At 41.6% G+C, this 13,975-nt stretch carries 14 protein-coding genes; 6 read left to right on the forward strand and 8 right to left on the reverse strand.

Features of this window, described 5'->3' with window-relative positions; genetic code table 11:
• Positions 1-78 precede the first annotated feature (78 nt).
• From A8C56_RS22525 to A8C56_RS22540, 4 genes are read right to left on the reverse strand one after another with little or no spacing between them, the layout of a single operon-like run.
• Positions 79-711, reverse strand: a complete 633-nt coding sequence (locus A8C56_RS22525; protein WP_067760904.1) for a response regulator transcription factor — start codon at positions 709-711, stop codon at positions 79-81.
• Positions 701-1,510: a sensor histidine kinase gene (locus tag A8C56_RS22530; protein ID WP_067760906.1), complete on the reverse strand. Its 810-nt coding sequence runs from the start codon at positions 1,508-1,510 to the stop codon at positions 701-703. The genes A8C56_RS22525 and A8C56_RS22530 overlap by 11 nt, the downstream gene beginning before the upstream one ends.
• Complete coding sequence (locus A8C56_RS22535) at positions 1,492-2,136, reverse strand: hypothetical protein (protein WP_067760908.1); 645 nt, start codon at positions 2,134-2,136, stop codon at positions 1,492-1,494. The genes A8C56_RS22530 and A8C56_RS22535 overlap by 19 nt, the downstream gene beginning before the upstream one ends.
• A gap of 21 nt (positions 2,137-2,157) precedes the next feature.
• Complete coding sequence (locus tag A8C56_RS22540) at positions 2,158-2,868, reverse strand: hypothetical protein (protein WP_067760910.1); 711 nt, start codon at positions 2,866-2,868, stop codon at positions 2,158-2,160.
• 331 nt (positions 2,869-3,199) lie between these two features.
• Here A8C56_RS22540 and A8C56_RS22545 point away from each other — a divergent pair, with 331 nt between their 5' ends.
• The 4 genes from A8C56_RS22545 to A8C56_RS25580 all read left to right on the forward strand — a co-directional run bounded on the left by A8C56_RS22545 (position 3,200) and on the right by A8C56_RS25580 (position 5,758).
• The gene (locus tag A8C56_RS22545; protein WP_067760912.1) at positions 3,200-3,460 is read left to right on the forward strand and encodes a hypothetical protein; all 261 of its coding nucleotides are present in this window, start codon (positions 3,200-3,202) and stop codon (positions 3,458-3,460) included.
• A 261-nt stretch (positions 3,461-3,721) separates the two neighbouring features.
• A complete protein-coding gene (locus A8C56_RS24225; RefSeq protein ID WP_084490472.1) occupies positions 3,722-4,381 on the forward strand; it encodes a MerR family transcriptional regulator in 660 nt (219 codons plus the stop codon).
• 95 nt (positions 4,382-4,476) lie between these two features.
• Positions 4,477-4,998, forward strand: coding sequence for a thioredoxin family protein (locus tag A8C56_RS22555; RefSeq protein ID WP_067760913.1), 522 nt, complete (start codon positions 4,477-4,479; stop codon positions 4,996-4,998).
• Between the two features lie 493 nt (positions 4,999-5,491).
• Entirely contained in the window at positions 5,492-5,758 is a 267-nt protein-coding gene (locus A8C56_RS25580; RefSeq protein ID WP_067760915.1) for a transposase, read from the forward strand.
• Here A8C56_RS25580 and A8C56_RS22570 read toward each other — a convergent pair.
• From A8C56_RS22570 to A8C56_RS22585, 4 genes are all read right to left on the reverse strand, one after another.
• Positions 5,751-7,415 carry a S41 family peptidase gene (locus A8C56_RS22570; protein WP_067760916.1) on the reverse strand — a complete coding sequence of 555 codons (1,665 nt, stop codon included), beginning with the start codon at positions 7,413-7,415 and terminating at the stop codon, positions 5,751-5,753. The two genes, A8C56_RS25580 and A8C56_RS22570, sit on opposite strands and share 8 nt — an antisense overlap.
• Before the next feature lie 423 nt (positions 7,416-7,838).
• The gene (locus A8C56_RS22575; protein WP_245645662.1) at positions 7,839-8,978 is read right to left on the reverse strand and encodes a mechanosensitive ion channel family protein; all 1,140 of its coding nucleotides are present in this window, start codon (positions 8,976-8,978) and stop codon (positions 7,839-7,841) included.
• Positions 8,979-9,005: 27 nt separating this feature from the next.
• Positions 9,006-9,818 carry a hypothetical protein gene (locus A8C56_RS22580; protein ID WP_067760917.1) on the reverse strand — a complete coding sequence of 271 codons (813 nt, stop codon included), beginning with the start codon at positions 9,816-9,818 and terminating at the stop codon, positions 9,006-9,008.
• Positions 9,815-10,603, reverse strand: coding sequence for a UDP-2,3-diacylglucosamine diphosphatase (locus A8C56_RS22585; RefSeq protein WP_067762457.1), 789 nt, complete (start codon positions 10,601-10,603; stop codon positions 9,815-9,817). The genes A8C56_RS22580 and A8C56_RS22585 overlap by 4 nt, the downstream gene beginning before the upstream one ends.
• Before the next feature lie 277 nt (positions 10,604-10,880).
• On the opposite strand from A8C56_RS22585, the gene A8C56_RS22590 reads away from it, so the two are divergent.
• Together A8C56_RS22590 and A8C56_RS22595 are read left to right on the forward strand one after the other, a co-directional pair.
• On the forward strand, positions 10,881-13,292 hold the full coding sequence (locus tag A8C56_RS22590; RefSeq protein ID WP_067760919.1) for a TonB-dependent receptor: 2,412 nt from the start codon (positions 10,881-10,883) through the stop codon (positions 13,290-13,292).
• 200 nt (positions 13,293-13,492) lie between these two features.
• A complete protein-coding gene (locus tag A8C56_RS22595) occupies positions 13,493-13,852 on the forward strand; it encodes a DUF3127 domain-containing protein (protein WP_067760921.1) in 360 nt (119 codons plus the stop codon).
• The last annotated feature ends 123 nt before the right edge of the window (positions 13,853-13,975 follow it).

Consider the following 13,975-nt stretch of genomic DNA (forward strand, 5'->3'; position numbering starts at 1 on the left):
ATCAGTTTTCAGAATTGAGATTGGAGACGCCCTTTCTTATTTGTTATTCCTTATTTATTATTTTACATTTTATATTTCTCAGATCCAGCCCTTTTTCATGGCTGTTAAAACAAGGCCCACGCGGTTCCTTACTTCCAGTTTTTCCATAATGCTGGTGGCATAGCTTTCCACGGTGCGTGCACTTAAAAAAACAGAGGCCGCAATCTCTTTGTAAGTAGCATCAGAGCACAGCCAGGGGATCAGTTCCCGTTCTTTGGCACTGAGCGCCTGTTGGGTCACTTCTTTCTTCAAATAATCATTTGCCAGAGCCTTGCTTACTTTTGCATCATAAAAGATGCCTTCCTTTACAATGGTGTTCAGTGCATGTGCCAGCTCTTTTTGCTGAATGCTCTTTAATAAATACCCTTTTGCACCGGAGCGGATCATTTTTATTATTTTTTCATCATCATCCTGCATGCTCAGGGCCAGTATGATTACTTCCGGCTTATTTTCGGTAAGCCATTTTGCAACCGTATAACCGTCCATTACCGGCATCTGCACATCCAGGATCACTACATCCGGAATATTTTTAGGCTGCCTGAACCGCTCTATCATCTCTGTGCCGCTGCTGCAAACATATAATATGTCAAAATTCGGAATAGAGCTGATCATTGTTGCAAGCGCCTGGGCAATCAGGATATGATCATCCACAATAACGATGCTATGTCTCATCTGCTGCAATTTTATTTAAAGGTAAATCAATGTGCAACTGCGTTCCGTTTTTATTTTCCCACCGGAAGCCGGCGCCGATACTATTGATCCTCCGTTCAATGGACTTCAAGCCGCTTCCGGATCCGATGCGGTATTCAGAAGCCTTTTCCCAGTCAATACCACGGCCATTGTCAATACAGACGATCCTTAAATTTTCATCCGTCAGGGTAATATGGATCTCCAGTTGCGCGCAGCCGCTGTGTTTTAAGCTGTTTTGAATAAACTCCTGGCAAATGCGCACAAGGGAAAGGTTTACCTTTTCATTCAGAAAATCAAAATGCTCATCAGGATAAGTAAAAACGGTCTTACAAAGACCACTTTCATTAATTCTTGCCATTTCTTTGAGAAGATAATGGACAAAATTAAAGTTGGAAAAATCCTGTGTGGTCAGCATTTTACTAATGCTCCGCAGTTCATTCAATGATTCCTGTATCAATGCGTTCTGCGCGCTGATCCTGGTTTTAATGTCATCAATATTGTCCGATTGCAGGGTATTTTCCATTTGCAGGTAGGTCAGTGTTAGTTTTTGCCCGATCGTATCATGCAGCTCGCTGCCAATGTTCTGCATCAGTTTCTGCTGCACTTCCTGGCGCGTTTCCAGCAGTTCCTGTTTATGCAGGATGGCGTTTGCCTCCCGCTCTCTTTTATAAAGGATATTACGGCGGCGGATACTGATAATGACAAAATAGACCGCCATTACCAAAAGCAGCACCGTTAAGATCACCGACAGGAAAAAAACGTTTATTTCTTTTTCGTACATATTATTCCAACGGTTATAATTCCATAGAGAAAATAATTAAAGCCGAAGAAGAGGTAGTAATAAATATAGAAAATTTTGCGGTGTGCCTCCCATAAATAGGTTCTCATGGAACTAAAAGGAAGCGTGCCCAGGTAAAACAACAAAAGCCCGATGGAAAGATACATAAAAGGGTCTCCGGTTACTTCTCCTATTTCTTCGCTGTTCATCAGCTCAAACAGATAATGAAGGCTGCAGGCAGATATAAAAACGGCACTCAATGTATAATTAAAAGTATTTGACTGGGTTATTTTGCTAACAAAAAACTGAAGAAAGGTTATAAACAGAATAACACCAATAAAGCCCTGTATACACCGTTTCCAGTAATTATAACGGGTCTTCCTGTAAAAAAACAGCAACAGGCTTATACATTGCACAGGAAGCATAATGTTCGTCCAAACGTAAATAATCTTTACAAACGTTCCGGGGCCGGAATACATACGAAGCAAAATGCTTGTTGTTTCTGTTAAAACAACTGCAGCCAGAAAATAAATTACGAACCGGCCGGCGTTACCTAATTTTCTCCTGTTGAAAACAGCAGCTATAAAACTCATCCATTCAAGCAGTAATAAAAGGAACATGAGCGTCATAGCCGCAAGTTACAAAGATCCTTAGTTAGAACTTTCCGTGTTTGGAGGCGGGCAACCGCTCCCGTTGTTTAACCCCACAGAAGGATTTGGTGGGGGAGGAGGAGGTAAAAAGCTCATGGCTTTTACTTCTGCAACGCCTCTTTGCGGCCGGTCAAATAAATTATTTGGGTGTTGTCCTTTGTCCGGAACTTCTCCATTGAGATAAAAATCGTGGTAAAGCGCTGTACCGGCTTCTTTATAAGCAGGAACCAGAATAAGCGTATGACGCCCGTCGTGGCTATTGTATTTCGGGGGTGTTTTAAGCCCCGGATAAGCAGCGTAATACATTTTTATTCCCAGCTCAGAAGTGGTCACTTTTTTACCATTTGGTTTTACTACCTTTCCTTCCTTTACCAGCTCATCCATAGCATATACCAGTTGCTTAATGCTATCCAGCGAAAAAACGGTTAGTCTTGCATCATAAAAAGTACTGTCCCCTTTAAGCTTTAAAAAATTGTTGATCCCATCTGTTATATACTGGTATTGGTATTCCCTGAAGGTCTTTGTCATTTTTAAGGCCGTGTCTAAGGATACATAGTTCAGCTTAATATCCCTGGGATTAAGGCTCCCATCAGATACATAAAAGCGGGTATCATTATCGCCTGATTCGCGCAGTTTCCTGTTTTCCAGAAATAAATAGATAAGGCCCGCGAGCATGATGAGGAACAGCAGGATAGAAGGAACTTGTTTCATAAAGAATGTTTTAGTTTTGTCTATATCTCTGTGTAAAGCTAAACCGCTGTGCTAAAGTTAGGAAAAATAATTATATATAGGCGTATATTATATTCGTAACTGTCTGCAAATCAAAAATAATCGTTCCTTTTTATAAGAAGCTGCCTGCAATTGCCTTACCGTAAAAATACGGTAGACCCTATCGTAAAAAACTCCCCAATATTAGGTATTACTGCTATTGATCCCCAACGGGCGTACAGGCATCTTTGTAAAGCGGTTGGCTAAGTAAATGTTGCCGGGCCTGTTCTGCCAGGTCCATAACAGCCGCTAAAAAAGGTATCAAACAATTGTAATGAGAAGAATTATAAAAAGATGGAATTTTCTGAAAAGACCAGCAGTGAAAGAGGAAGTGCAATTTTTTAAGCTGTTTAAATACAGTCGCATACTTGCAGGAGAAACCCGCTCGGAGCTGTATACAACACCCGGCAGGGAGGCCAACACGCCCGATGAAATAAGAAAAAGAGAATTGCCTTTTTTCTATTGCTGGTACAAATACAATACCTCAGCTCCCGCAAAAATACTGATCAGCAAAACAGCGCCTATACATAACTGACAGAATCGTTCACTGCTAAACGTTGCAAAGAGAAATGCAGCATTTGATCAATGCCATCCTGCAAACCGCAAACACCTTTAGGATCGTCCGCCCGGAGGGCGGATGATTTTTTTTATCCTTATTTTCCAATCACAGGCCGAAACTCTTGGATTTGGCCTTATTAAAAGTTATATTGCACAAAAGGCGTTTTCTTTTTTTGATGATGCCTTAACATTTCATTGGTTATTTTTATTTTTTGTTAATTACCTATTTATACCACTCATGTCAAAAACAGCACAACCCCAGGGCGCTTTTTCATTTCTGGATGAAGTGGAAAAGGTGGAGCCATTGCCCAAACCCAAAAAAAATACGCTGAAACCACCGGCCCAGATTGAGATAAGTGAAGAGGTAACCGGTATGGCTGAGGAAATAGCGGAAAAAGCAGCCACAGCAATAGCGGAGAACACAGAACCGGACATCGTTGAGCAGGAAACAGTTGCGCCCGGTACTGATAACAGAGCGGTGGCAGAAACGTTTGAACGCCGTCCGGCTGGTACGAGGGGTCGCCGTTCGGTAAAAGAGAACGCCATTGCGGCAGATGCGGTGGAGATGCCGGACGAGGAAGAACTGTTTAAAAAGCATTATTACAGTATGGGGGAGGTAACCAGCATGTTTAAAGAAAGCCATTCACTCATCCGGTACTGGGAATCTGAATTTGATATATTAAAACCCAAGAAGAACGGTAAAGGCGACCGCTTTTTCCGCCCGCAGGATGTAAAAAACCTGTTCCTGATCTATGACCTGCTGCGCCGCAGGAAGTTTACCATTGAAGGTGCCAAGGAATACCTGAAAAATAATAAAAAGGCCGATGAAAAATTTGCAGCAGTGCAATCCCTGCAACGGATAAAAGGTTTTTTGCTGGAATTAAAAGCCGGCATATAATTGAAAAAAGGTTCGTACAGCGAGCCTTTTTTAGTGTACAACATAAAGGCATCTTCTTTTGTTACTGATACCGGTTAATTTTTGAAAACAAGACAATGAAGCAACTACTATTGATCAGTGCGTTAATGACTTTATCCCTGACAAACTATGCCCAGGACTATGAAACAATGGTGGATGAGCATAACGGCAAAACCCATAAAATGCTCACCGGCCATATTACAGATAACCTGCTAAAAACAGATACGGCCTTTGATTGGTTTGCCGGAGCACAACGGATCTATGAACCCAAGAAAGAGGTGGTAAAAACGCTCAGCGGTAAAAAGGATAAGGTTTCCTATACTGTTTTTATGGGTACCTGGTGCCCGGACTCCCAGTTTGTGATTCCCCGCTTTTTTAAGATACTGGATGCGGCAGGCATTGATGACAGTAAGGTAAGCATGACTGCTGTTGACCGCTCTAAGATTGACAAAAATAAAGAAGCAGAGCGTTTAAAGATCACTAATGTGCCCACCATTATTGTTTATAATAATGATACAGAACTGGGAAGGGTTGTGGAATATGGCACTACCGGCCGGTTTGATGAAGAGCTGGCTGCTATTGTAAAAAAAGCGAAATAGCTGTATTAGAATAACGTTTTCTTACGCAGTTGTGCTGGTATGAACCAGTTGGACAGGCGCCGCGGTTTTTGAAACCATTTTTGGAACCAGGAGCGATGGTGTTTCTCCCGCTACAACACATAGGCACTGATCTGCTTTGCCGGTTAGCGCTTTCGCAGCCCAGGTTGAGGTCATAAAATCCAGCAATACAGTTTCCGGGGTTACTTCCATTAGCCGGCTAACAGTAAAAACGGGTAGGGAAGTATACAATCAAAATGCGCATACCGTGTGTAATACGGAAGTGACATTTTAATCAGACTAAAAAGTTTTCCGCAAAAACGCAACCCTTTTATTGGGCTGTAATGAATCTTAGTCTCATGTTATGCCCCGCTGTTCCGAACCTTCGGAACGCAGCCTTCCGCCCAATAGCAGAAGCACAGATGTGCAATTATCAGCGTTATTCAGTGGTTTCTGTAGGAGCATTCGCCGCTTAGGAGACCGGTTTTTGATAGAAATGCCCTATTGCAATACTACTGATTGTTTCCAGGTATTTCTTAATGAATTTGCCTGCCACCACAGCTCTGAATACAAAATTATCGTATTGGATAATGGGGCTTTTCACAAAGCAGCAAAACTCATAGTGCAGCCAAACATAGCATTGTTTTTTCTACCGCCTTACAGCCTCGGGTTAAATCCAGCTGAAAAAGCAGGGCAGTTCCTGAAAAGAAAATTACTGCCTGCTCATTCAGCTATCTTTTCCAATCTAAATTGGTCTAATTAAATGTTAGCCCCGTATTATTAATTACTTCAATTGCTTTATCCAATACTTCGTCTTGCTTTAACCTTATTCCTTTTATTGTTGCTTTAACTTCAATGTCCGGCACAATCCCAATCCTTTGTGTTTCCCTGCCATCAGGATAAAATACGCCTATGCCCGTCATATAAGTTTTGTAATTGCCTGGAAGAGTAATTAAAGAAACATTTCCATCTGCACCTGCAGTCTGGCTGCCAATACCAATAACATTTGGTGCGGTTTGTAACGCCATTAAGGTAAATTCGGCGTGGCTTTGAGACGTTTCATTAAAAAGCAGAATTACTTTTCCCGAATAAGGCGTTTTATTCTTTTTGCCACAAAAATAGGGTGCGGTGTAATGAAACAACCCCGGATATGATATGTCTGGTTGTGTAAATTTTACAAACGCTTTTCTGCCAATGTTCAAAAACTCAGCTATTTTATATAGCGTTCCTTTAGGGTAATTTCTTACATCAAAAATAATTGCTTTTGTGTCTTTGAGTTTAGCCAATATTTTATCAGTCTCTTTAAGTTCAAGTTCGCCCATATTTACATAGCCGATATTCCCATCCAAAATTTTATAAACATCTTCTTTTTCTTCTTTCCGTTTATTTCCAAATTTATCAAAATCATACCGGTGAATAATTTTCTCTGCAACAACACCATTTCTTTCAAAAATTACATTAACAGAATCTGTTTGTCCATTAAGAATGACATAGCTCATATTGCGGAGTTTAGTTGGATAATTTGATGCTCCGATATATGCTGATTTTTCCTTGATTATATCCTCAATGGTGCGGCCGTTGACTTTTAAGAAAACATCTCCGTATTGGATATCATCCCTCCCACAAAGAGAATCGTTATAAAACCCTGTAACTATAGCTTTGTTGTCAATAATTTTAAACCGGAAGGGTGCCCATTTTAAACCAAAATATTGATTTGTATATTTAGTTACAAAACCAGCGTGGCTGTCATTTATTTTAGTTATTAATTCGAGCATTGCTAAATGATAGGCAATGGTATCTTTAGAATCCCTGAATTTTGGAATCATCTCAATAAGAACACTGTCCCAGTTCTGCCCGATTCTATATTTATAAGGGTAGAAATAATTGATAATATTCCAGTAACGGGAAAGACTTAACAAACGTAGTTCCTTTGAAGGGAATGCAGAATCAGTATAGGTTTTTTCATTTTCAAACGCTGTGTTACCAATATACGGTTTCTGCTCAACGTAATAATTCTTTCCCTGATTTCGGTTTTGCTGAACATATAATAATTGATTAATCAGGCTGTTAGTAAAGATACTGGTGTCTGTCAGCCAGCTTAAGTTAAGGTTGTATTTTATGCTATCTGTGATTGTGAAGGAGCACTCTTTGCATTTCTTTACTTCTCCTAAGTCTTTAATCCAGGCTGAATAGTAATTGCTGATTTCCTTTTTTGAATGTAATAACCGAACGATTTTAATTCTTGTTGTAAATTCATTGTCCCAGTCAAATTTCCCGGTAGCAACTACAGGGTGGTAGTATTTAAGGAATCCCCATAACTTACAAAAGGTTGCAATTTTCTCTGAGTCATGTGCAGTTGACTGAGAATAGGTTGAACAAGTAAATAAAAGAAAGATAAAAATTGAGATTGTTTTTTTCATATTGTTTTGAGTCGTCTTTACAATAGCCTACAACTCGCCGCTTACCGTAATTACTAAACTTTTATAGTCGTTTGTAAACGCTTAAAGGTAGCTTTATAAAGTTCTTACTGGTTAAAAATCTATTCTTTCTGCAACCGTTCCGGTATTCGTTTTTCAACAGTTTCAATTTCTCCAAAAGGTTGTATTGCTAATATACTTCTTTTTTGTAATTGTAAAAATAATATGCGGGTGGCATAACATAAATGTGTGGGGCAAGACGACTTTGGGAGCAGGCAGACCTCCATACTATAAAACCGGCCATGCCTGCCCGAAAGGGTCAGCAACAGGTCGCCTGTCAGACGGGCTTCGTACTTATTAGGAGATCTTCCAATTGCCTGCTTGTAGCGTGCCCGGCTGAGGATGACGGAGATTAATATTCAGCTACTAAATAGCTGCCTGTGGTGGTGGCGCGCTTCCCTGTACAATTTTTATATCACTCACGCTTTGTGCTGTAGTGATGTTTAATTGTGCCATTAACGAAAGTATGGCCAGGGTACTGCGCTCCCGCACCTTGTTAAATGTTGTAATATCCGGCCCGGTAAAATAATCACAGGCAATAACAATGGCATTGGCGGTAATATTATTTACAAACGCTGTATAGGCAATAATGTCTTCCTTTGTAAGGATCTCGCGGATACCGGTCAATAATTTTTCAACAACATCCGCAGGGGTTGATGATGAAATTTCCAGCTTCAGCGATGCTTTACGCTGCGTATAATCCGATTGATTGTCCAGCACACTATCTACCATTTGCTTATTGGGAACAGTGATATACGATTTGGCATCTGAACGGATACGGGTGCTGCGCAACCCTATTTTTTCAACCGTGCCGGACACATCATTTAATTTTACGGCATCGCCGGTGGCAAAAGGCCTGTCAAAAAAGATAATAAAGGAGGCGATCAGATTTTCCAGGCTTTCTTTTAATGCCAGTGCTACCGCAGCGCCCACAATGCTCAGTCCTGTCACCAGCCCTTTAATATCATATTTAAAAGTATATTTCAGAATAAATAATCCGCCAATGATGCCTATAATAACCTTTATAAGATCTTTAAAAAAGAACACCAGCTGATGGTTGCCCGGTTCATGTGTCTGCAGGTAATGCCCCTGGATCATCAGCATGATAAAATCAATGCTTTTGATGATCAGCCTGAAAAACGTAAAAATGACGAGGAAAGAACCAATCATTCCCAGTAGCTCCTGAAAGGAGACCCGGTAGATATTAAAATCCAGCTCATCCGGCAGTTTCAGCTTGTCCAGCGCACCAACCGTAACCAGCACTGCCAGGAACAAACCCAGTGGTTTTGCCACCAGCGCCAGGAACGTAGGCAGGTTGATGTTCTTATAGCGCAGCCGAACCAGCTTAAAGATCCCCTTTGCCACATACAACGCTATGTACTTCTTAAAAAGAAAAACCACAAGGATCGTGATACCAACGATCAGGTATGCCCTTACGGAATTATTAAAATAGACCTGGTTTAAAAACTCGCTCATAGGATTCAAAAGTAAAAAATTTATGGTCATACAGGCGGCCCTGTGTTTTATTCCGGGCTAATGCTTATAGGAATACAGGGTGAGCCCTGCTGCATCAAGCACATAAAGCCGGCCATCCTCAAAAATATACCGGTTCTTGGTTTTGAGCATATCCGGTATGGGCCACTCATCATATTTCATGGAACTGAAGGTATACCTGTAAAACCGGCTGTCATCATTACCAAAAATATATTTATCAGTAATACGGAGGTGCTGCCAGTTGGTAATAGCCAGCTTTCCTTTATAGGTGCCATAGTAATCAAATGTATAAATGCCCTGCGCCGGGTCATAAAGATAAACCAGCTGGTTACGGTCAATTATCTGCTTCGGGCTGATGGTTTCGCTAAAGAGTTGCCTGAAGTCGGGTGTTTTCAGCAGCACGCTTCCGTCATCATTGATCTTTTTAAGCATACTTTCCATATTGTCATACAGCCATATTTTACCATCATAAGAAAGGCCGATTGCCTGTACATTAAAAATGTTCTGCTTCCTGAGGTCGATCGTGTTTACCGGGCTTAGCAGGCGGTCCAGCATTACCACCGTGGCAAAGCTCTGATAGTAAATAAGCACCCGTAAGGGGTTTGAAACATCCAGCAAGGTAGCTTCGCCCAGCTTTTTTACATTGTTGTACACGGCTACGGAATCGCCGGTTTCACTTAATTTTTTCAGTTGGTTGGTAGCGCTGACCAGGTAGATATTTTCCAGGTTATCCACCGCAACCGTTGTGTAATTGCCCGGAATGGTTTTCTGTTGCTGCACCACCAGCTGTGCCTGGGCTGCGGTTACCAGCAACAATTTTAAAGCAAGTAATATAAAAATACGCCGCTTCATCCCCGTACTATTTTTTCGTTTCTGTTTAAGTAGGAAAGCAGCTGCACATCATTGCCATCAAAAACAGCATAGGTAAAGAAGGTGATCCAGTCCCCCAGGTTGATATAACGGCTGGTATCCGTAAGCCGGAAGTCGATGGGCAGATGCCGGTGCCCGAAAATAAAAAAATCATAATGCCTCTTTTGCAGCTGCTCCCGGCAATAAGTGATCAGCCATTCCCTGTCTGCCCCCAGGAAGGTTTCCTCGGATGTGCCGGTTTTTGCGCGGCTTTTACGGCTCATGTAATTGGCCGTGCCCATACCCACCACAGGAGGCAATATGCCAAACAGCCACTGGCAAACCGGATTTCGGAATATTTTTTTCAATCGTTTATAGCCATGATCGCCCGGGCCAAGCCCGTCTCCATGACCTATAAGAAACTGTTTGCCGTTCCATTCAAATTCCTTTGGTTCGAAATAAACCGGCATGTTCAGCTCCTGCTGAAAATAATCCTTCATCCACATGTCATGATTGCCTACAAAAAAATGCAGTTGTATACCGCTATCTGACAGTTCGGCCAGCTTACCTAAAATGCGCACGAACCCCCTGGGCACTACATGGCGGTACTCATACCAGAAATCAAACAGATCGCCTACAATAAAGATTTCCTGTGCCTTATCTTTTATTTCATCCAGGAATTTTACCAGTAATTTTTCCCGCTGAAGGCTTGCCTCATAAGTGGGAACACCCAAATGAAAATCAGAAAGAAAATAAATATTTTTACCTGCCTGCAAAATGAAGTTCAAATTTGAGCAAAGGTAGAAGAAATCAGGTATTTTATTAACTGGCGTATGCACCATGTGTATTTCAAAATGCTGTATGTGCTTTAAAATCCACCAGGGTTTTGTTATTTGCGTTGCAAAGCAGTAAGACAATCCGGTTTGTGTTTTGTTCCCGTGCCGCAGCTATTAATAGGGCAACATGGGGTTTGCTGTTTCTGAAAATTCCCCGGTTATGGAAGTTATTTTCCGGGTTTCGTAAATCAATTTTTAGATGCCGGGAGTAATTTCGCGCAAAAATTGAATGGTAAAATATCTTTTAGCCGCGTTTTTGATCAGTTTAAGTAATTTTTTACAGGCACAGGATGCTACATTAAGAGGAACGATAACTACTGCAGATGGCAAGCCTGCTGAAGCCGTAACCGTTGTTTTGGAAGGAACATCGAAAGCCACTGCCGCCGGCAAAAAGGGAAATTATGAAATTAAAAATATTAAGCCCGGTTCTTATATTGTCCGGGTTTCTTTTGTAGGTGTAAATGAGCAGTCTCAACTTGTAGATTTTAAGGCGGGCGCTGTTGAGACCCTTGATTTTGTTTTAAAGGAAAACGAGCAACAGCTTCAGGAAGTAGTGATTGCCGCCAATAAAATGGGTACTAAAGGAGATGAGTTTGTAGCAAAAATGCCGCTGAAAAACCTGGAAAACCCACAGGTGTATAGTGCTGTTTCAGCCGAAATAATGAAACAGCAGGTCATTAGTAATTATGATGACGCATTAAGGAACGTTCCGGGTATTACAAGAGCCTGGGAATCGACAGGCAGGGGCGGTGATGGAGGGGCATATTTTTCGCTGAGAGGATTTGAGGCGCAACCGGCCCTGGTAAACGGTTTGCCTGCCCTGGTGAGCGGCAATTTAGACCCTGCAGATGTGGAAGAGATACAGGTAATAAAGGGGCCTTCCGGCACCTTATTCGGGGCCAGTTTTTACGGGTATGGAGGCATCATTAATACAATTACCAAAAAGCCGTTTTATCAGTTTGGCGGCGAGGCCAGTTACACTGTGGGCAGTTTTGGCCTGAACAGGCTGGCGGTTGATGTCAATACCCCCCTGAGCAAAACTAAAAAAATAGCGTTTCGTTTAAACGCCGCAGCACAGACCGAAAATAGTTTCCAGGATGCGGGCTTTAAAAAATCCTTTTTTATTGCCCCCGGTTTTGTTTACGAAGTCAATGATAAACTATCTTTTCATGTGCTGGCAGAACTACTGGAAGAAAAGAGGGCTGTGCCTCCCGTATTTTTTAATACCGACCGGGAAAGCCCAATGGATTTTAAAAATATTAAAGAGCTGAATTTAAACCCGGACCTGTCTTTTACCAACAATGATCTGACGATAAGGAATCCCCGGAAGAACCTGCAGGCCCGGATGCTGTATAAATTTAATAGCCAATGGACCTCGCAAACCGTATTTTCCGCCGGGAATATTAAATCAGATGGTATTTATACATATATATGGGGCGTGGATCCTGACAAGCCGGATGAAAGAAACTATTTTTATCAGTATTTCAACAACCAGGATTATAATACCAACACCGTCGATATCCAGCAAAATTTTAATGGCGATTTTAAAATAGGGCAACTCAGGAACCGGGTATTAATAGGACTGGATTATTTTAACAGGACGGAAAAAAATAACAGCTCCGGCTGGATCACCACCCGGCGGGTGAGCCCGCAGGGTGGCATATCAGACACTGACCCGTCCAACCCGGATGGTTTGAATAAGGATGCCATAAAAGCAGCGCTTGCTGCAACGGAATACACCGATAGCAAATTAACCAAACGATCCTACAGTGCATATGCATCCGATGTGATCAATTTTACGCCGGCATTTTCAGCGATGTTGAGCTTACGGGCAGATTATTTTGATAATAAGGCGGGTGCTGCAACTGAAAGTTTTAATCAAATGACGTATTCCCCGAAATTCGGACTGGTTTACCAGCCGGTTTTGGATAAGGTATCCATTTTTGCCAACTATATGAATGCCTTTTTTAATGTCGGACCCGTTGATGTTTATGACAGTAGTAATAATTATATCGGTTCAAAAGCGCTTAAACCGGAAAGGGCCAATCAAATAGAATTTGGGGTAAAAACCAATCTGTTTGAAGAGAAGCTGCAGGCAACGCTCTCCTTTTATAACACAAGGGTTGGAAACCGGGTTTATTCTACGGCTAACAATAACTCTGAGCAGGGTGGCAAAACCCAAAGCAGGGGTGTTGAGTTAGATGTTACCACTAACCCCGTACCGGGGTTAAACTTCATTGCTGGATTCAGCCATGGAAAAATCAAAGTGATCGAAGGAAATACCGCTACACCAACTGATTTTTATAATGAGGTAGGCAGAAGCCCGGGCGGCCAGGGCCCGCAGACCCTTGCCAATTTGTGGGCTACCTATAAAATCATGGACGGAAAATTAAAGGATTTCGGGGTAAGTTTTGGAGGTAACTATGCCGGCGTTAACAAAGTCATTGACAACAGTGTAACCGGTGTTTTTGAGTTACCCGCCTATACTTTATTAAATGGGGGATTATTTTATAATGGTAAAAAAATAAGAGTTACAGCTAATATAAACAATATAACCAATAAACAATATTATATCGGCTACTGGTCTGTAAATCCTCAAAAACGTAGAAACTTTGCTGCAAGTGTTGCATTTAAGTTTTAGTGAACAATGGCTCTTTTAGTAAGCGCAGATCAGGGAAATACTGTTATATACCTGTGTAATAGCCCTTTGCAAGCAAACGGTTTGGCGGCCTGCCAGCATACCAGCTCTTTAAACTCCTATAATTTCCAACGGCTTTGCCGGAAGCCTGCTATATTTGTAGCATAAATTTTGATTATTACTTAATAAGGAATTCAGTTATTATGCAGTTAACAGCAACATTGGTTCAGATACTGCCCTTACAAAAGGGAACGGGAAGAAACGGAGAATGGAGAAAACAGGATATTATCGTAGAAACGCAGGCGCAATATCCTAAAAAAGTATGTATCTCTATATGGGGCGATAAAATAAACGAGAGTGTATTAAAAATAGGAAATCAGCTGAATATTTCCTTTGATGTTGAAAGCAGGGAATATAATGGTAGGTGGTATACGGATGTTAAGGCCTGGAAGGTAGAGTTGGCATCCGCCACAAACAACGGGGGCGCCAGCTATACAGATACCCCCCCACCCGATAATTATTCGGATCTGAATGAGGGTGGGGCAGATGATCTCCCTTTTTAAGGAATCTTTTGGTTCTTTCAATTATATGAAGTAACACAAAATGGAGGCGGTGAATCATTCTATAAACAATAAAAGTGTTTGCGTAATTTCCTGCCTGTGGCAGGTACCGGATAGATAAAGCCA

Origin of the sequence: Niabella ginsenosidivorans, assembly GCF_001654455.1 — a bacterium.
Lineage (GTDB): Bacteria > Bacteroidota > Bacteroidia > Chitinophagales > Chitinophagaceae > Niabella > Niabella ginsenosidivorans.